Annotated in this window: 12 protein-coding genes; 10 read left to right on the top strand and 2 right to left on the bottom strand. The window is 54.8% G+C overall.

Annotation, left to right across the window (positions count from 1 at the left end):
• Positions 1 to 94: 94 nt before the first annotated feature.
• A complete protein-coding gene (locus ABSE13_RS02550; protein ID WP_424026920.1) occupies positions 95 to 742 on the bottom strand; it encodes a TfuA-related McrA-glycine thioamidation protein in 648 nt (215 codons plus the stop codon).
• Positions 705 to 1,916, bottom strand: coding sequence for a YcaO-related McrA-glycine thioamidation protein (locus tag ABSE13_RS02545; RefSeq protein ID WP_424026919.1), 1,212 nt, complete (start codon positions 1,914 to 1,916; stop codon positions 705 to 707). The genes ABSE13_RS02550 and ABSE13_RS02545 overlap by 38 nt, the downstream gene beginning before the upstream one ends.
• Before the next feature lie 401 nt (positions 1,917 to 2,317).
• Here ABSE13_RS02545 and ABSE13_RS02540 point away from each other — a divergent pair, with 401 nt between their 5' ends.
• The 10 genes from ABSE13_RS02540 (at position 2,318) to ABSE13_RS02495 (ending at position 20,974) form a co-directional block, all read left to right on the top strand.
• A complete protein-coding gene (locus tag ABSE13_RS02540; RefSeq protein ID WP_424026918.1) occupies positions 2,318 to 3,325 on the top strand; it encodes a PAS domain-containing protein in 1,008 nt (335 codons plus the stop codon).
• A gap of 5 nt (positions 3,326 to 3,330) precedes the next feature.
• Positions 3,331 to 3,882 carry a DUF7504 family protein gene (locus ABSE13_RS02535; RefSeq protein ID WP_424026917.1) on the top strand — a complete coding sequence of 184 codons (552 nt, stop codon included), beginning with the start codon at positions 3,331 to 3,333 and terminating at the stop codon, positions 3,880 to 3,882.
• A 90-nt stretch (positions 3,883 to 3,972) separates the two neighbouring features.
• Positions 3,973 to 4,230: a hypothetical protein gene (locus tag ABSE13_RS02530; RefSeq protein WP_424026916.1), complete on the top strand. Its 258-nt coding sequence runs from the start codon at positions 3,973 to 3,975 to the stop codon at positions 4,228 to 4,230.
• A 98-nt stretch (positions 4,231 to 4,328) separates the two neighbouring features.
• The gene (locus ABSE13_RS02525) at positions 4,329 to 7,085 is read left to right on the top strand and encodes a GAF domain-containing protein (protein ID WP_424026915.1); all 2,757 of its coding nucleotides are present in this window, start codon (positions 4,329 to 4,331) and stop codon (positions 7,083 to 7,085) included.
• On the top strand, positions 7,082 to 9,433 hold the full coding sequence (locus ABSE13_RS02520; RefSeq protein ID WP_424026914.1) for a PAS domain-containing sensor histidine kinase: 2,352 nt from the start codon (positions 7,082 to 7,084) through the stop codon (positions 9,431 to 9,433). Before ABSE13_RS02525 ends, ABSE13_RS02520 begins: the two co-directional genes overlap by 4 nt.
• A 17-nt stretch (positions 9,434 to 9,450) precedes the next feature.
• Positions 9,451 to 9,906 carry a response regulator gene (locus ABSE13_RS02515; protein ID WP_424026913.1) on the top strand — a complete coding sequence of 152 codons (456 nt, stop codon included), beginning with the start codon at positions 9,451 to 9,453 and terminating at the stop codon, positions 9,904 to 9,906.
• A 30-nt stretch (positions 9,907 to 9,936) separates the two neighbouring features.
• A complete protein-coding gene (locus ABSE13_RS02510) occupies positions 9,937 to 14,724 on the top strand; it encodes a PAS domain S-box protein (RefSeq protein ID WP_424026912.1) in 4,788 nt (1,595 codons plus the stop codon).
• 66 nt (positions 14,725 to 14,790) lie between these two features.
• Positions 14,791 to 18,588 (top strand): PAS domain S-box protein, encoded by a 3,798-nt coding sequence (locus ABSE13_RS02505; RefSeq protein ID WP_424026911.1) that lies wholly within the window; start codon positions 14,791 to 14,793, stop codon positions 18,586 to 18,588.
• Positions 18,589 to 19,737 (top strand): response regulator, encoded by a 1,149-nt coding sequence (locus ABSE13_RS02500; protein WP_424026910.1) that lies wholly within the window; start codon positions 18,589 to 18,591, stop codon positions 19,735 to 19,737.
• A gap of 202 nt (positions 19,738 to 19,939) precedes the next feature.
• Entirely contained in the window at positions 19,940 to 20,974 is a 1,035-nt protein-coding gene (locus tag ABSE13_RS02495; RefSeq protein WP_424026909.1) for a response regulator, read from the top strand.
• The last annotated feature ends 2 nt before the right edge of the window (positions 20,975 to 20,976 follow it).

The raw sequence follows: 20,976 nt of genomic DNA, 5'->3' as shown, positions 1-20,976 counted from the left end.
GCTTTGACTGGATCGCTATTTATAAGTTGCCGGGCACGCAGCCGTTTTTTCCCGTGTTGTAGTGCAGGATTCAGCACCGTTTGTGGCAGCAGCGTTATTCCGGATCCAGACTGGCGATATATTCCAGTGCCTCGATCGCGTCCTGCCGCTTCCGGTCGCAGGCGTTCGTCCCGGCCCATGCAAGGAACCGCTCCTTTGTTATGTCCCCGACCGTCTCCCCGGCAGCTGCCGTGATCCGGGCATAGGTCCGCTGGGGATAGAAGACCGAACGGGCGGCAGCGAGCAGGGCATCGTGCTCCACCCCGCTGATGACCCCGCTGTCCCGCGCCTTCCGGAGCGTGTAGCGGATATTGACGAGCGGCTCCGAAAGTGAGTACCCGGAGACCGGGTCAAAGACAAGCGCCACCTCGTCGTCAGACTCCAGCACACCGCTCTTGTACATCCGGTAGACATCGCCGATGCCCACCATGCCCAGCGTGTCCATCTCGGCAGCCCTGAGCGCGCCCATGCTCGATGACCCGACTACCCGGACACCCCTCCTGATTGCCGCAAGGATCTCACGGTGAGCCACTGCCGATTCCTGGTGGAAGACCCCGTCGATCAGCCCGATGACAGTTGCTCCGTCATCTACTGCCCGGAGGAGATCGCCTCTCTTTGCCGGCGGGCGGTACTCGGCGGGGAGGATATCCGTTGCGGATTCTATATCAAGGCTTGGCCCGAGAAAGACGATGATCTTTTGCATGGTTCACCCGTTCGCCACGGCGTTCCTGGTCCATGGCAAAGACCTCGAGGCCCGGTACGATCACCCGCACGACCGGGACCCCGATCTCTTCCCGGGTCAGGTCAACGATGATGACCCGGTCGAGCCCCTGTTTCCTGAGCGCGGCGATAACGTTCTCGATGTCTTTCTTGAAGTCATCTGTGTCAGATGAGCGTACCTGGCTGTAGTCTACGGTGCCGTTATCACGGAACCAGTAGCCATTGATCCGTTTCGTCCGCTCGTAGCCCATCTTCTTCCGCATTTCCGCGATGGTCGTGTCTTCCCGGGCCCCGTGGATCTGGGTCAGCCGGCTCTGTGCCACCTCGGTCAGCGCCCGCATCACCGCGATCCGGGCGCTGGTGTGCGTCCCGATCCCGATGGTGAGGAGCAGCGGATCCTTTAAGAGCACGTCATCGGCCACTGCCGCCATGGTCGGGATGCCGATATCGCTCGTGATATCCCGCACCTGTACCTCAACCTGTGCCTTTGCGAACTTCTCCTGCATAGCAGTGAGCGTGGGGTCCGTGATGTTGGCCACGCACGGCCCGGTGTCCCGGCAGGCTTCGACGAGCGACCAGGCATCCCGTTCGATCACTTCGGAGAGAGCGTGGAAGACCGCCTCCTCGAAGGTGTTGCCCGAGGCAAGGCCGTTCGTATTGGTGCGGAAGGGCCCCCGGTAATTGGGGGGGAGCGGGTGGAAGACCGCATGGGACGGGACAAAAACCGGCTCGTCATTGACGATATCCCAGCCTTCCGTCCACGCCATGAACCGGTCCGTTTCGGCACCTTCCGGGAGGATCAGGTCCGCAGGATCGAGAACGTTTCCCCGCATCTTCATGTCGGAGTACCGGGCGAGCTCCGGCCTCCGGTCATGCAGCTCGGAGGAGTACCGCTCGATGCCTTCCATGATGGCGGAGATACGGGACTCCTCAACTGTCGCCCCTTTGCCGTTATAGACCGTGATCGCACCGTCCATTGCAGTCGGGCGGATACAGGAGAAGACCGGGATACCGATCCGGTCAAGGCTCGTGATGTCGGCAACCCGCGTGATCCCGGCGGCAGGTACCAGCGGCTCGATGCGGGCGAGGGTCAGATCAAGCGGGGCAGCCCGCTGGGTCTCGTCGTTATAGGTCTTCTTGCAGGAGTTCAGCTGCATGGGGGAGTCTCTTAACTAACTGTGGACACTTTTTGGGTTTATAGGTGATGATGTATGGATACCGGAACTTTTAGTCCCTGAGGGAGAAGGGGGAACCGGATGAAAAAAAATATTTTTCCCTGTCCCTCCTGTAAGGGATCAAAAACAGGCTGCTCATTTCCCTTGAAGATGACCGTGCCGCGATCTCGACCGAGGAGAAAAAAACGCCGCATCGAACGCGGATCCGGGCACCAAACCGGCGGGTACCGGTTTATTGAACCCTCCTGATCTGAAAAAGCTGGTTCCGCTATCCCGTCCGCTCTCACGGTTTGAAGGTTTTCTCCTGCACTGAACATATGCCTAAAACTTCTTATAACCGCAGGAAGTATCCTCAATCAGGATCCAACGGGGGATATATTCTGATGGAAACAGTACACGATCAGCAAACCTGCTCTGAGGCCGGCATTCTTGATAATGCCCTTGTCCTCATCGCGGTTCTTGGTGAGAAGGGTCGGATCGTTTCGTGGAACCATGCGGCAGAGACCATTACCGGGTATTCACAAACTGAGGTAATCGGCAGTGATGCGGTCTGGAAAGACCTCTATCCTGACAAGGAATACCGGAAAAGCGTTACACAGAAAATAGCGGATATTCTCAAGACAAAAAACTCCTTTGAAAACCTCGAAACCACCATCCGTACTCGATCGGGAGAGTCCCGCACTGTTCTCTGGAATACAAAAAAGATCATTGAGGAGGGCTTGCCAAGGACTATTGCCGTGGGCATGGATGTCACCGGTGAGCGGGAGGCAATGGCATTCCGGGAGAGTATTATCGACAATGCCTATGTTCTCATTGCCGTTCTCGATCCAAAAGGTAAGATCCAAGTCTGGAACAAAGCCGCAGAGATGATCACCGGGTATTCTCCCGGCGAGGTGATCGGCCGTTCTGATATCTGGAAAAAACTGTATCCCGACGCAGAATACCGCCACAGCATAACGCAGAAGATCTCCCGGATCATAGCAGGGCAGAATTATTTCGAAAACCTTGAGACAACAATACGTACCAAAACCGGGGGCCGGCGGATCATATCCTGGAACACCCGGCAGGTTGGTACTGGAGGTATATATCATGAGATCGCAATCGGGAGGGATATCACCGAGCAACGCAAGGCGGAGGAAGCCCTTGTTTCCTATATGACCGAGATGACCATGCGGTTGAAACAGCCCGTCGGGATCATCAGCAGCACCCTTATGGAATCAGCACACCTTGTGAAGGAGGGGATGCTCACCAACGATGAAATTATCCTGGTACTCCAGGGACAAGCCAGAAACGCCTCCCAGATCGAAAAGAATATCCGGGAATTCCAGGCTGCGATTGTTGAAAAAAACCGGGAGATTCCCGAAGCATACCGGAAATTCCTGGAAGGGTGAACAGTGTGCCGGATATTATTGATGCAAAGGAACTGGAACAGAAGAAGATCTTCCTGATCCTTGCCTCGCCCGGTACGATACGGGAACGCAATATTGAAATTATCAGGGAGATATCGACCCGGGGCTATCATACCGTTGTCATTACAACTAATTTTCCCTATAGTGTTCTCTCAAAATTGTATGTCCAGAGCGGAATTTCACTGGGGAGTGTCTCATTTATCGATGCCGTTACCCGCAACTCAATTGGGAGCGCTGAGAATATCCCCGGGGTCGTTCGTTATATCAACAACCCGGCGAACCTGACGGACATGGGAATTGCAGTCACTGAAGTGCTCAAAGATCAGTCCGGAAAAAAAGTCTGCATCATGTACGACTCTGTCAGTACCATGCTGATCTACCTCTCGTCGGCAAATATCTCGAAGTTCGTCCATTTCGTGACCAACAAACTCCGGCTTATGGACGTGTCCGGCATCTTCCTTGCGGTTGAGAAAGGGCTTGACCCGATGCTGATGACACAACTCACTACATTTGTAGATACTGTGGTTGACACGGGGTGACCCGGCAGGCGGATCTTACCCGGGCATTCCATGAGGCGTGGCCAGTTAAGTCACCGTACAATCCCCCGGATCAGGGAATCCTCCCCGGAATTGTTTGTCATCTACGGCCGGATGGCATCGACGGGTATACCGGAAACGTTCCGGATCGATTTCACGCTGTTGAATCTGTGGCTGATAGTCCCGGTCTTCAGCCCGAACAAGGGGTATTTTGTTGCGGTGTTTGAGAACCTCAGCGGGAACGGCAAGCCGGGCAGGGGGGCACGCTTCGGGCTCACGGTACCAAAGGGCGGGAACCGGTCTGGTGGTGTCATCGATCACCGGCAGGGATACGCGGGATTCCATTATTGAACGGGCGTCCTCATCTCTGACCTCCCCGGAATTTCTCTTCTTGTATTATGGAATTTTTTACAGCAAGTTTTATTAAGCAACCGGGATAAGTGAACCCTATGCCACCCGTGGGTGAAGCACCGGATCGAGTGCCCCCGGGCCTGATTATTGCCTTCGTTATTCTTTTTATCGCTATCATCGGGATCGGGATTCTCTATTACCAGTCGCAGGAACAGCAGACCGAAGCCCGGGTAACCGGTGATCTCACATCCATCGCCCTGCTGAAAGCAGACCAGATTGCTGCCTGGAGGGGAGAGCGCTTGGGCGATGCCACGGTACTGTCACAGAACCGGTTGTTTATTGATGGTGTGAAGGAGTACCTGGCATCCCCCGACCCTGCCGGCCGGCAGAAAATCCTCACGCTTTTTGGCCAGATTAGCGCCTCGTACCATTATCAGAATGTTCAGCTTGTCAATCCTGATGGCAAGGTGGAGATCAGTCTTGAACCTTCAGATACCGCAATAAGTCCCGGGTTGAATACGCAGCTTGCAGAATTGTATGTTACCCGCAGGGCGATTCTCACGGATCTCTCTATTGGTCCTGACGGGACCCCGCAGATGTATGCGATCTCGCCGCTTTTTCTCACAGACCAAGGCAAGACCGATGCAGTGGGTGCAGTTATCTTTACAATCGATCCCCGGGATTACCTCTATCCGCTTATCCAGTCATGGCCCTTGAATCGGACCAGCGCAGAGACCCTGCTCGTTGAACGCGAAGGGGATCACGTACTGTATTTAAACGACCTCCGTTTCCAGAACAACGCTGCGCTGAACCTGACGATCCCCCTCAGCCGGACGGACGTCCCTGCTGTCATGGCGGTTCTTGGAACAACCGGGCCATTTACCGGAACGGATTACCGTGGGGCAGATGTCATTTCGGTGCTGGAACCTGTACCTGGCTCGCCATGGTACATAGTGGCAAAACAGGATACGGAGGAAGCATACGCCACATGGAGCACCAGTGCGCTTCTCATCATCGTGCTGGTAGCCGGAACCCTTACCGGCATGTTCATCATCATCGGGTTTGTCTGGCAGCGCCGGGAGAAATATTATTACCGGGCCCTGTTTGAAACCGAAGAAAAATGGGGAAAGGAAGAGCAGCGGAACCGTGAACGGCTGGAGACATTGTTGCGGCTTACTGAGATGGAATCCGCGCATGAACAGGAACTTGCGGATTTTGTCCTCGATGCCGGATGCCGGCTTACGGACAGCCACCTGGCTTTCATCGGCAGGATGTTCCCGGATGAAACGGCCATTGATATCACTGCATGGTCGAGGTCGGTGACGGAGGACTGTTCTGTTGCTGCATCCCCGACGCAGGTCCTTGTAGAAAACGCCGGTATCTGGGCCGATGCTGTGCGGAAACGGCAGCCCTTCATAGTCAATGAATATATCGCGCCCCTTACGGGAAGTGACGGTTTTCCGCTCTGCCATGTCCCCATCACACGGTTTGCTTCCGTACCGATTTTTGAAGGGCAGCAGATTGTGATGGTGTGTGTCGTAGCCAACAAAGAATCCGGTTATACTGCAATTGACGTGGACAACCTCACACTCCTGATGCAGGGAGTCTGGGCACACCTCCAGAAGAAGTCGGCTGATGAAGCGCTGCGCCAGAAAAATACTGATCTTGAAGCCGCGTATGAAGAGATCACCGCAAGCGATGAAGAACTGATAACAAACTACGAAGACCTCGCCCGGAACCAGCGGGCACTTGCCGAGAGCGAGCACCTCTATCGCTCCCTCTTTGAGCATATGCTCAATGGTTTTGCATACTGCCGGATGATCTATGAAAACGGTATCGCTACGGATTTCACCTACCTCATTGTGAACGAGGCATTCAGTAAATTGACCGGGCTCACGAATGTGGAGGGCCGGAACGTGTCCGAAGTTATCCCGGGCATACGGGAATCGGATCCCCACTTATTCGAGGTTTATGGAAGAGTTGCTTCTACCGGCGTGCCCGAACACTTCGAGATGTTTGTTGATGCCCTCAGGATGTGGTTCTCCCTCTCGGTTTATTCCCCGCAACGAGAGTACTTTGTTGCAGTTTTTGACGTTATCACCGATCGCAAACTAATTGAAAAACAGCGCGAGGCCCTCATCAGGGAACTCGAGCAGAAGAATGCCGAGCTCGAACGCTTCACCTTTACCGTCTCGCACGATCTCAAAAGCCCGCTCATTACCATCAAGGGATTTGCCGGGCTCCTTGAGGACGATGCCCGGAAATGCGACCCGGTCCAGCTGAAAAAAGATATCCACCGCATTACAACTGCTGCCGAGACTATGCAGGAGCTCCTTGCCGATCTCCTCGAGTTATCCCAAGTCGGAAAGATCGTAAAGCCCCCGGAAAAGACCGGGTTTGGCACCATTGCCCGCGAAGCAGTGGATCTCCTTGCCGTGCCGCTTGCCGAGCGGGGTGTCACAGTCGGGATTGTACCCGATCTCCCGGTCGTGAACGTGGACCATGCCCGTATCCGTGAGGTAATGGTCAACCTCCTGGAGAACGCAATCAAATTCCTTGGTGACCAGCCGGATCCGGTCATAAGGATCGGTGTTGACATGGAAGGGGAGACACCGGTCTTCTTTGTGCAGGACAATGGCATCGGGATCGATCCCCGGTATCTTGAACGGATCTTCAACCTGTTCGAGAAACTTGACGTATCCCGGCACGGTACCGGCATCGGCCTGACCATTTCGCGTCGGATTATTGAAGTACATGGCGGGAAGATCTGGGCAGAGTCGGAGGGCCTGGGGAAGGGTACCACGTTTAAATTCACGCTGCCGGGCGTGCCTGATACAGGGGATGGCACCCGATGAAAAAGCAGCCCGTATCATCAATGCCTTCAACACCTGCAAAAAAGAAGCCGGAGAATCCTGCCGGAACAAAAAAAGTGCAGAAAAAAACCGGGACCCCCGGGCGGACAGGACAGGCCATGGACTGGGAGGCAGTTTTCCGCGCAATCGGCTCATCTGTCGTCATTGTTGCCCCGGACCACACGCTCCTCGCAGCGAACAACGCCACCTGCCACATTAGCGGAAAAACAGAAAAAGAACTCCAGGGCTTGAAGTGTTGGAAGGTTTTCCATGGACATGATGTAACGCATCCCCCGCAGGGCTGCCCGATGGAATTGCTGCTCTCTTCTAAAAAATATGAGACCGCTGAGATGGAGGTTTCATTGAACGGCGGGTTTTACCTGGTATCCTGTACACCCGTTGTTGATGAACAGGGAACCATCAGCTCCGTCATCCACATTGCCACGGATATCACGGAAAAAAAGAAGGCTGAGCGGATGGTGCTGGAGAGCGAAGACCGATTCCGGAAGATCTTCGATAACATCCCGCTTGGCATGGCCCTTGTCACACCGGATTTCCGTTTTTTTTCTGTCAATCCGGCGTTTGTTTCCATAACCGGCTATTCAGAGAAGGAACTGCTGATGTTATCTTTTAAGGACATTACCCATCCGGATTACCTTGCCGGCGATATGGAACATATGCGGGACCTTGTTGCCGGGACGATCCCGGTATATCGTACTGAAAAACGGTATATCCGGAAAGACAAAAGCAGCATCTGGGTACTGCTCAGTGTGATACCGGTCCGGGACCTGCAGGGTGCCCTGCTTTATTTTGCCGGCCAGATTGAGGACATCACTCTCCGCAGGCAGGCAGAATATGCGCTCCGTGAGAGTGAACAGCGTTACCGGAATATCCTTGCTGATACCCCGGCAGGGTATTTCCAGATTGACACGCAGGGAAAATTCACGAGTGTAAACCAGGCATGGCTTCGCATGCACGGTTTCTCATCCGAAGCCGAAGTAATCGGAAAGCACTTCTCCATAACCCAGGTTGATTCAGACCAGCGCGCAGCACAGGAGAATGTTGAACACCTCCTCAATGGCGAAACGGTGCTTACGGGTGATTTCTCCCGCAGGATAAAAGATGGTACCGTTGGATACCACACATTTTCTGCATCTCCTGTAGTCCGGAATGGCATTATTGTGGGACTGGAGGGTTTTCTCATTGATATCACCGGGCGTAAGGTGGCCGAGGATGCACTCCGCGAGAGCGAAGAAAAGTACCGCATCCTCGCTGATATATCTCCGGAAATGATCTATCTCATCGATAATGACGGCTACGTGAAATATATTAATCAGGCCGCCGCCCGACAACTCCATGCAGCGCCGGATGATCTGGTCGGGAAACACCTGTCGGGGATATTCCCGGCGGAAACAGCACAGAATCATCTGGGAGGCATCCGGAAGGTGGCAGCTGACCGGCGGGCACTCTGCCTTGAGATCCCCGAAGATTTCCCCACAGGCAGAGTATATATCGAGGCCCGTCTCGTTCCGGTTATTAATAATCAGAACCGGGTGATAGGTGTCCTCGGGATTTCAAATGATATCACCCGGCGGAAGATGGCAGAAGCGCAGCGGGAGCGCCTGATTCGCGAACTCGCACAGAAGAACGCCGAGCTCGACCGGTTCACCTTTACCGTCTCGCACGATCTCAAAAGCCCGCTCATCGCCATACGATCATTCCTCTCCCTGCTGGAGGATGATCTGAAATCCGGTGACACCGGTCAGGTGCAGAGAGATATCTCCCGGATATCCGAATCGGCGGAAAAACTGGAGCACCTGATCACCACCCTTCTGGCATTGTCCCGGAGCGGCAGGATGGTAGATAAACCGGTTCCAGTGCCGTTTGCAGCACTCGCCCGGGAAGCCTCAGGATTGCTGGCTTCTTCCCTGCGTGAACACGGGGTCACGTTGGTAATATCCGACCCGATGCCGGTTGTTTACGGAGACCGGCAGCGCCTGCTGCAGGTCATGACGAACCTGCTCGATAACGCGTCCAAGTTCATGGGCGACCAGAAGGAACCCCGCATAGAGATCGGTGTGGAAGAAGGGCCGGACGGGCATGTGTTCTATATCCGGGATAACGGAACGGGCATCAACAAAGAAAACCAGGAGAACGTCTTCGGCCTGTTTGAGCGTTTCAATACCGAAGTTCCCGGTTCCGGCATCGGCCTTGCCACAGTGAAGCGGATCATCGAAGCCCACGGAGGAAAGATCTGGGTGGAGTCAGAGGGGCCCGGTAAGGGCACGATGTTCCGGTTCACGTTGCCGGGTGCAGGAGTACCACGCACCGATAAAGATAATAACGGGTAAATAAAAGAGTGATTCCTATGGCCAATCTTACCGGGGAACCTCTGCATATCCTCCTTGTCGAGGACAATGAGGCCCATGCCGAGCTGGTGATCAGGGGAATGCGTGACCAGCAGGTGGCAAACAGGATCCACCATGTGCCGGATGGCGAAAAGGCCCTGGACTACCTTTTCAGTCGCGGGGCATACGCGGACCCGGCAAAGAATCCCCGGCCGAATCTTATCCTTCTCGATCTCCGTCTGCCCCGGGTGGATGGCCTCGAAGTGCTGAAAATAATAAAAACAACGCCTTCCCTCCTACGGATACCCGTGGTCATCCTTACCAGCTCCGATGCCGAGAGCGATATTGCCAGGTCCTATGATTACCATGCCAACAGCTACGTGGTAAAACCCCTCGACTTCAAGACCTTCACGAACCTGATGAAGGATCTCGGGTTTTACTGGCTTGGCTGGAATGCGAGACCTCTGCCGGAGTGAAGATCAGGAATTCGGGGACTGGGCAGGGCAATGAACACCGGGACAGGAACAAAATCTTCCCACATCCTTATTCTTGAAGACGATGTCGCCCATCAGGATCTCGCTCTCCGGGCTTTCCGGGAAGATCCTGAAACGTTCCGGGTCTCCATTGCTGTGAATATCCGCGAAGCCAGGCAGGTAATTGAGCGCGACCTCCCGGATCTGATCATCGCTGACTGGCTGTTACCTGACGGGAAAGGAATCGAGATCCTCCCCCGGATAGAAGGGAGGGTGACCATCCCCCTTGTCATCATGACCAGCCATGGGGACGAACATCTCGCCGTGGAGATCATGAAATCCGGGGCGATCGATTACGTGGTCAAATCGGCGACTACCTTCCGCGATCTGCCTCATATCGCCCGGCATGCGCTCAACGACTGGGAAAACATCCGGCAAAGGCAGCGGGCGGAACAGGAGAGACGTGAAACAGAGAAACGCCTTGCGGATATCATCGGGTTCCTCCCGGATGCTGTACTCGCAGTAAACACCGATGGCCGGGTGATTGCATGGAACAAGGCGATGGAGGAGATCACCGGTGTTCCCGCCGGCGATATGCTGGGGAAAGCTGACCACGAGTACAGTCTTCCCCTGTATGGCGACCGGCGGCCAATCCTGATCGATCTTGTCCTCAAGGATGACGTCGAAACCGAAAAAAAATACCTGTCTTTCCGGCGCGAGGGGGAGAAACTGGTATCCGAAGCGTTTGTCCCTGCTGCTTTTGGTGGCAGGGGAGCGTATGTCTGGGTGGCAGCCTCGCCGTTGTATGATACGACCGGGAAAACGGTTGGCGCAATCGAGACGATCCGGGACATCACGGATCGCAAACAGATGGATGAGGTTCTCATCCTGTCAAATGAGATCCTCAGGGCCTCATATGCCGGCCTTGCACTAAACCCGACTCTCAATCAGGTGGTGGCTCTTGTCCATCGTTATACCGGATGCGACTCTGTGGCGATCCGTCTCCTTGATGAAACGGGACACATCCCTTACCGTGTCTACACAGGATTCACCCGGGAGTTCTACGAGCTCGAGAGCCCCCTCTCGATCCACGAGGACAAGTGCATGTGCATCAATGTCATCACCGGGACAACAGATCCGAAGCTCCCCTTTTACACGCAGGACGGGTCGTTCTACATGAACGGCACTACGCGTTTCCTCGCTACAGTGTCGGAAGTGGATAAAGGATCCACGCGAAACGTCTGCAACCAGGCGGGATATGAATCCGTCGCCCTTGTACCCCTCAGGGAGCGTGGCCGGATTACCGGTCTCATCCATATCGCCGACCACCGCGAGGGCATGGTACCCCTCCGGGTTGTACGGGTGCTTGAGAACATTGCACCGGTTGTCGGGGAAGTGGTACAGCGGCTGCTGATGGAAGAATCTCTCAAGGCAACCCGCGAGTGGCTGGGCATCGCACTCAAGGCCGCACATGCCGGGACATGGGACTGGGATATCCCGGCCGGCAGGCTGACCTGGTCCCCGGAGTTCTTCGGACTCTTCGGCCTTCCATCCGGTGCGACCCCCACGTTTGAGACCTGGCGTGCTGTCCTTCATCCCGATGATCGCGGACCGGCTCAGGCAAAGATCGACCGGGCATTAAAGGATCACGCATCATCGCTCTGGAACGAGTACCGGATCATCCTTCCCGGAGGAGATGTCCGCTGGATCGGATCCAGTAGCAGCACACTCTATACTGATGCCGGCGATCCGGTGCGGATGAGCGGGGCCTCCCTCGATATCACGGTGCGAAAACAGGCTGAGGAGAGTCTTCGCAGCCAGAATGCCACCCTTGAAACGCTCCTCAACGCCCCTCTCTATATTTTAACCCTGGTGGATCGGCAGGGAACAATTATCCGGATGAACCGGGACGGAGCCAACCGGATCGGGGCAAGGGTTCATGACGTAACCGGAAAGAATGTTTACAGTATTCTTCCCCCGGATCTTGCAGCGTCCCGGAAACCATTTATCGACCGGGTTTTTGAGACCGGCGAACCGGCCTGGTTTGATGATGAACGGTCAGGCACATACCTCCATAATGAGATCTACCCGGTTTTCAACCAGGATCACACGGGTGTAGAGCAGATCGTTATCTTTGCAACCGATATTACGGAACGGAAACGTGCAGAAGAGAAACTCCGCGAGAGCGAAGAGAAGTTCCGGGAGATCTTCAACAATGTCAGCGACGCCGTCCATATCCACGAAGTGGACGAACACGGCTTCCCGGGCAGGTTCATCGAAGTCAACGATGCGGCCTGCCGGATGCTCCAGTACACCCGGGAAGAACTGCTTGCCAAGGACCTGTCCGACTTTGATATCGATTACCGCAGCTTGGACCTTGGTACGATTGGCAAGGACCTGAAGACCGCGGGCCACATGACCTTCGAAACGCGACACTCAAGAAAGGATGGGACTATCATCGATGTGGAGATCAGTGTCCATTATACTGTGATCCTCGGGAAAGAGGTTTTTGTCTCCATGGTCCGTGACATCACTGAGCGCAAATACGCTGAAATAGAACTTGAGGAGAGCGAGAGAAAATTCCGGACCGTCGCTGATTATACCTATGACTGGGAGTTCTGGCTGGGCCCTGATGCTAAGTTCAAATACATCTCCCCCTCCTGCGAGCGGATCAGCGGGTATAAACCGGATGATTTTCTCCAGGATCCAAATCTCATGGAAAAAATTGTGCATCCGGAAGAATTCGGGCTCATCCATGAACATGCAGAATCAGTGCAGACAAATACCGGTACGGAGGATTTTATCGAGTTCCGCATCATCACCCGCGATGGCCGGACGGTCTGGATCGGGCATGACTGCCGTCCGATCTACACCAGTGACGGGACATACCTGGGCCGGCGCGGGAGCAACCGGGATATTACCGAACGTAAACTGGCAGAAGAGGCGCTGCGCGAGAGCGAGATGAAATACCGGGAGCTGGTCGATCATGTCCCCATCGGCGTCGGGATCGTCACATTCGATGGCCACCCTCTTGCCTTCAATGATGCCCTGTGCCGCATCACAGGCATTTCTCCCGACACGATACGGGAGACGAACACCCTCGATAACTATGCCACTTCGGAAGACCGGACCCGGTTGTTCGAGCGCCTGACACAAGAGCGCGTGATCCGGGACTATGAAGTCAGCATGAAACAGCCGGACGGCACACCTTATTATGCAAATCTCAATCTTGTCCGGTTCCTCTTCAAAGGAGAACCCGTCGCCCTGATCATGATGGAGGATATCTCAGAAAAGAAAAAGGCAGAGGAAGCGCTCCGGCAGAGCGAGACCCGGTTCCGTGCACTCATCCATAACTCGTCTGATATCATACGGATCCTCGATCGCGAGGGCCGTATTGTATACGAGTCACCTTCCGCCGAACGGCTTCTGGGATATCCGCCCGGCTCCCAGATCGGCAGGGATCCCATGGACTATATCCATCCCGATGACCGTGACATTGTCAAAAAGGATCTTCAGGCAGTATATGACCGGGCAAATACCGGTATCCCCACGGAGTTCCGGATCAGAACCGCCGGCGGGGAGTATATCTGGGTTGATGCCCTCGGTGTCAATCTTCTCGATGTTCCCGGGGTGAACGGGGTTGTCATTACCACCCGCCCGATCCAGCAGCGCAAGCAGGCAGAGCAGGAAATCAGTGAGAGCGAGGGGCGGCTCAGGCTGGCGCTCGAAGGTGCCGATGCTGCCTTCTGGGACTGGGATCTTCCCTCCGGCAAAGAGTTCTTCAGTGACCGGTTCTATACCATGCTCGGTTATACTCCCGGTGAATTTCCTGCCACGTACGACGCATGGGTAGCTCTCATGCACCCTGATGACCGGGACCATGTACTTCCGGATCTCCGGCAGCAGATCCAGGAGAAGCGCCCTCTCTGCGAGATCGAATACCGGCTCCTCTCAAAAGAACGGAATTGGATCTGGATTCTCGGGCGGGGAAAGATCGTTGCCATGGATGAGCAGGGAAATCCCGCCCGGTTAACCGGTGTCAATATCGATATCACCAACCGCAGGCTGATGGAGTCGGAGATCCGGTCGCTCAACACCGTCCTTGAACAGCGGGTGAAGGACCGGACCGAAGCCCTCTCAAAGGCAAACGAAGCGCTGGAAGAGGAGAATGCCCAGCGCGTCGAGGCAGAGAGCAGGCTCAAGGCCGCTTATGACGAGAAAGTGATGCTCATCAAGGAGATCCACCACCGGGTCAAGAACAATCTGCAGATCATCATCAGTCTCTTAAACCTCCAGTCCCGCTATATCACGGATGAGGCCACGCTTGCGGCGATCAAGGAGAGCCAGAACCGGGTCCGGGCCATGTCACTCGTCCACGAGAAGCTCTACCAGGCAGATAATGTCTCGAAGATACAGATAAAGGATTATATCCGTTTCCTCGGCAACGGCCTGTTCCAGTTCTACGGTGCAAAATCCCGGGGCGTGCGCCTCACGCTGGATGTCGGTAATGTCGACGCCACCATCAACACCGCAATCCCGCTGGGACTGATCATCAATGAACTGATCTCCAACTCCCTGAAATATGCCTTCCCCGACGGGAGAACCGGAGAGATCACGATCACCGTCAGGAAAGAAGATCAGGCCCTGCACATCCAGTTCAGGGACAATGGCGCAGGGATTCCGGAAACTCTCGACTGGAAAAACACAAAATCCCTGGGGCTCCGGCTGGTCAACACCCTTGTCGACCAGCTGAACGGGACCGTGGAACTCGACCGGAGTGCCGGGACTCAGTTTACGATGGTGCTGCATGAGAAAGAATAAACCGGCCGCGGGAACCCTGTACCTGCAGGGAAAATCTGCCGGAAAGGCCGGTAACAGGAGTCTTCCATGAAGAAAATGGACTTGTCCGGTTTCGGGATAACCGAGAACATCTGGCTGGGTTCGATCCTTGCGTTATCCTTTGTGGTCATCACGTTTACGGTCTGGTGCCTGTCCCATGGAATTACCACCATCTTCCCGAATCTTTACTACATCCTGATCGTCATCATCGCGTACCATTACCGGAAAACGGGTTTTTACCTCGTGCTCCTCCTGAGCCTCGCGTATCTGACCCTTGTCATCCTGTTTACGCACGGCGATACCTCCTCCCTCACAGACGCAGCTGAACGGGCAATTGTCTTCATCATCATCGGCGCATTGATCGCCTACATTTCTGAAACCCTTTCCACGTCATTGGATACCATTCATGACAAATTCCAGATCCAGCAGAGCATCATCCAGAATGCCAATGTCCTGCTCGTGGTGCTGGACCCCCGCGGGCGAATCCTTGAATGGAACAAGGCCGCAGAAGAGATGAGCGGGTATACCGCTCAGGAAGTAGTGGGGCAGAATCTTATCTGGAAATCCCTGTATCCGGATACCATGTACCGGAAGACCATCACCAGCACAATAACACGGGTCATCGGCGCCAACCAGTTCTTTGAAAATTTCGAGACCGTCATCAGGACAAAAAGCGGTGGTCAGAAGACGATCTCCTGGAACACCCGCGCGATCCCCGGGGAACAGGGCAGGCCGTCCGGTTTTGTTGCAATCGGGATTGATGTCACCGCACGGAAAAATCTGGAATCGCAGTTATCCCTGCAGAATGCCCAGATGTCCCTTGCCCAGCGTATGGCGAAGATCGGGTACTGGAGCTACGATGTGTCCAGCGGAATCCCCGTATGGTCCGATGTGATGTTCGTTGTTTTGGGGCAGGATCCCGGGAAAGGTGTTCCCCAATACTCGCAGCACCGGGATTTCATTCACCCTGATGACTGGAAAAAGTTCAAAGATGCAGTCCAGGGAGCGATCTCCGGCACACCCTATGATATCGAAATCCGGGTCATCTTTCCTGACGGGTCGCTCCACTATGTACAGACACAGGGATTCCCCAGAAGAAGTCCCGATAACAGTATTACGGAACTGTTTGGCACATCGCAGGATACAACCGAGCGGAAACTGGCAGAACTCGCGTCCCGGGAGAGCAATGAAAAATATCGTGCGTTCTTCATCACTTCGCGGGATTGTGTTTTCATCAGCACTCCGGAAGGCCGATGGGAGGATTTCAACGATGCCGCGGTCGAATTATTCGGGTATGACAGCAGGGAAGATCTGCTGGCGACCGACATCACTCTTGTGTACGCGAATCCTGCGGACAGGACCGCACATATCCGGTATATCCGGGAAAAAGGATATTCGTTTGAATACCCGGTTGATTTACAGAAGAAAGACGGGACTATCATCAATACTATCATCACTACGGTTGTCCGGAAAGACCCGTCCGGCACTATCATCGGTTTTCAGGGATCAATAAGGGATATCACCGAACGTAAGCGCGTAGAAGAGGCGCTACGGAGGAGTGAGGGGCGCCTGCATACGCTGGTGCAGACGATCCCGGACCTGATCTGGCTGAAAGACAAGGACGGTGTCTATCTCTCCTGTAACCCGATGTTCGAACGCTTTTTCGGGGCCCGGGAAGCAGACATCGTCGGAAAAACCGATTACGACTTTGTAAACAGGGAACTTGCCGATTCCTTCCGGGAGAATGATCGCAAGGCCATGGCGGCGGGCAGACCCACCGGCAACGAAGAATGGATCACCTTCGCTGATGATGGCCATCGTGCCCTGCTGGATACTACAAAGACGCCAATGTATGACAGTACGGGTACACTTATCGGCGTGCTCGGTATCGGGCGCGACATCACCGAGCACAAGCGGGCGGAAGAAGTGCTCCGGCAGAACCAGCTGCAGCTGGCCAATGCCCTGGACCTCGCCCATATCGTGAACTGGGAGTTTGATGTTGCGGACAGGATGTTCACGTTCGACGATCGGTTTTACTCCTTTTTCGGGACGACTGCTGAACGGGAAGGGGGGCACCGGATTTCTGCAGAGACCTATGCCCGCGAATTTGTCCATCCTGACGACATTTCCACGGTCGCGGAGGAGATCCGTAAGATACTGGAAACCAGGGATCCTCTCTACCGGGGCCAGATGGAACACCGGATTATCCGGAGGGGCGGGGAGATTCGTACCATTATTGCGAGGTACGCCCCGGTTATGGATGCGCAGGGAAGGGTAATCCGGACATTTGGTGCAAACCAGGACATTACTGAACGCAAAGTGATGGAAGACGCGCTTTTGGAATCCCGGCAGATCTTCGCAGACATCATCAGTTTCCTGCCAGATCCTACGTTTGTCATTGATGCGGAGGGGAAAGTGCTTGCATGGAACCGGGCGCTCGAACAGCTCAGCGGGGTACCTGCTGCGGAGATTGTCGGGAAAGGGGACTATGAATACAGCCTCTGGATGGACGGAAAACGGCGTCCTATCCTGATCAACCTTGTACAGGATCCGGATAAGGATTATGGCAGGGTCGATTACCGGGGAATCATCGAGGAAGGGCATACGATCATGGCTGAAACAGACGTGATCCACTCCGGGAAGAAGATCACCCTCTCGCTGGTGGCATCCCCCCTCCTGGACCAGGATGGAAAGATCATCGGTGCAATCGAGTCCATGCGGGATATCACGAGGATCAAAGAGACGGAAGCTGAACTCGCCCGTATCAATGCTCACCTGGAAACCCTGGTGAAAGAGAGGACGCACGCGCTTGAAGAGGAAGTAATCCAGCGGCGGAATGCGGAGCAGAAAGTCAAAGACACGCTCCGGCATACGCGGAACGTGATCGAGGCAAATCCCGACCTCATGGTGATTCTCGATGCAAAGGGTATTCTCCAGGATGTGAATGCCACTACCGAACAGATGACCGGTCTCCCCCGCGAAAAACTGATCGGGACCTCGTACAATTTGTACCTCATCGCCAACAACGATGCCGAGACAAATTTCGCCCGGCTCCTCCGCGAGGGGGCATTAAAGGATATTCCCTACGATGTCCGGCACGTTGACGGGAGAATCACACCGATCCTCTCTAACACCCGGGTACAACGGGATGAGACCGGGGCTGTGGAATATATCATCACCGCTGCACACGACATCACGCAGCAGAAGAAAGATGCTGATGTTATAAAGGCGTCACTGGAGGAGAAGATCATCCTTCTCCGCGAAGTCCACCACCGGGTCAAGAACAACCTGCAGATCATCATCAGCCTGAACAATCTCCAGCTCCGCCAGGTGAACGACCCGCAGCTCAAGCAGTTCCTCAACGAGACAAAAAACCGTGTCAGGGCAATGTCGCTTGTCCATGAGAAACTCTACCAGTCAGAGAGCCTCTCCCGCATCGACCTTGCAGAGTATCTCCGGTTCCTCGCGTTCCAGCTCTTCTCTTATTACAGTACCGACACACGCAGGGTGAAGCTCGTGGTGGAGATCAGCAAGGCCACGATCGATATCAACACGGCCATTCCGATCGGCCTGATCGTGAATGAACTCGTATCCAATGCCCTCAAGTATGCGTTTCCCGGGGACCGCAACGGGACCCTCGTAATCTCCGGTGGCCTTGTTGACCAGCTCCTTACCATCTCGGTAAAAGACGACGGTGTCGGCATGCCCCCGGGTTATGACTGGAAGAATGCCACCTCCCTGGGCCTCCGGCTCGTGAATATCCTCGCCGACCAGATCGACGGGACTATCGCTGTATCAGAAGATCAAGGAACAACGTTTATCATCACGGTCCGCGAAAAGCCATGAGTGGGGAACCAGATCGTGACCGGCCCGGCTGTTTTTATTGTGGAGGATGAATCCATTGTGGCAAGCGATATCAGGGATGCATTGCAGCATCTTGGGTACGAAGTCACCGGAATGGCCCGGTCAGGGGAGATCGCCCTGGAGAAGATCGGGGAAGCAAAGCCCGACATCATCCTGATGGACATCCAGCTTGCCGGCAAACTGGATGGGATCGAGACGGCCGCCAGAATCCGGGAAACGCATAATATCCCTGTTGTCTATCTGACAGCGAATTCTGACACACCGGTTCTCGAGCGGGCAAAGGCGACCGAACCCTACGGGTATATCCTGAAACCGTTCGATGAACGGGACCTGAAGTCAACGATCGAGATCGCACTCCACAAGTACCGGATTGATGAACAGGTCCGGGACCAGGAGCAGCTGATCCGGTCGCTCGTGAACACCAATACCGAACCCGTATTCATCGTTGACCGGGACACAAATGTCCTCTTCATCAACGATGCGTTCGTTTCCCAGCGGCCGGCCATGGAACAAGCCCAGTACCGCCAGAAACTCGAACGGTTTGCCTATGCCGGCATCATCTCCGGGAAACTCGTGGGGGTCATCCTCGAGCACTTCTACGACGAGACCCCGTACCGGTTCTCCGAGGAATTCAATGGCAAGTGGCTCGCCCATACCATCTATCCCCTCAAGGATATGCAGAACCGGATCTCCCGCTGCGCAGTCCACAGCTACGATATATCCGACATCAAACAGCGGGAACTCGACCTGACAACCCTGATCGAGCAGCAGGCCAACAAGAACCAGTCCCTCGTCCTGTATGCCGCGATGATCGAATCCATGGACGACATGGTGATTGTAACGGACATGGAGGGCTACATTTTCTATGTGAACCGATCGTTTGTCAAGAGGTTCGGGTACACTCCTGCAGAGATCAAAAAGCAGCATATCCGCATGCTCCAGGACCCCGGAGACCCGTTTTCCATGGATGCCGATGCCTTCTATATAGATAAGAAGAAGGTCTGGAACGGGAGCTTCACCGGTGTCAACAAGTACAAGATGCGGATCAAGACCCTGCTGAAAAGTTCACCGGTGGTGTACGAAGACCAGTCCGTATGCAGGGTCTTTGTCCTGAGGGAACGGCAGACCTGAACAACCGGTCCCCCGGGTCCCGGATCCGACACATTCAGGTCGGCAACGGTGAAGAGACTCATCTCTGTATCTCACATAATCTTCACGTTTTTTCCGGCTGTATTTTTATCCCCAATGATCGTATTCCGGGTCACTATAAAGGGAACAACATTTATTAACCTGTATAGTGACTCATTGTTCGGCTGAATCCGGGAATTGTTCCATGTCAGACGCATCCATCTTCATTGTTGAAGATGAGCTGATCGTAGCGGATGATATACGCCTGACGCTGGAGAACCTGGGTTACACGGTTGCCGGGATAGCACAGACGGGTGAAACTGCTATCCACCAGGTGCCGGCACATTTTACCGACCTCGTCCTGATGGACGTCCAGCTCGCGGGAACCATGGACGGCATTGAGACAGCGGAATGGATCCATACCCATCTCGGGATCCCGGTCATCTTTCTCACTGCCCATGCAGATGACATAAACCTCGACCGGGCAAAGGTGACCGAACCCTATGGTTATCTTGTCAAACCCTATGACGAGCGGGAACTCCACTCCATTATAGAGATGGCCCTGTACAAGCACCGCATGGAGAAGAAGACCCGGGAAAACGAGCGGACAATCAGGGCACTGGCGAACGCAATTCCCGATGCGATCCTTCTCCTCGACCCGGAACAGAGAATCATCGCCCTGAATGAATCCATGGCCCAGCGCCTCGGCCAGAGTCCCGCCGCCCTCATCGGTTCGGATATCCTCTCGCATATCCCGCGGGGGCTTCCTGCCCGGATACGGGAGCATCTCGTGGAAACGATACGACAGTGCCGGACCCTGCAGTACGAAGAGAGCGAAGGCGACCGGTGGTTTGAAGTAGTGCTCTCCCCCCTCCCGGAGCCGGGCCACGCCATTTCCCGGATCATGATCCAGTACCACGATATCACCGATCTCAAGCTGATCGAACAGCGGATGCACGAGCAGGGGATCGCCCAGATCGACCGGAACATGGAGCAGTTCCAGATCCTCAACGACAAGATCCGCAACCCCCTCCAGGCAATCCTGGGGTACATCAATCTCGATTGCGAACAGTCCAAATCCAGGATCGTAGAACAGGTCATGCAGATCGACAACCTCGTCACCCGCCTCGATCACGGGTGGGTGGAATCGGAAAAAGTCCGGCGCTTCCTCTACAGGCATTATCACCACGGCCAGCCTGATGAACCGGATGCGCAAACGGACAAAACACGGGAGGCCTGAAC

Source organism: Methanoregula sp. (genome assembly GCF_049518935.1).
GTDB lineage: Archaea > Halobacteriota > Methanomicrobia > Methanomicrobiales > Methanospirillaceae > Methanoregula.
This window is presented reverse-complemented; position numbering and strand designations above follow the sequence as displayed.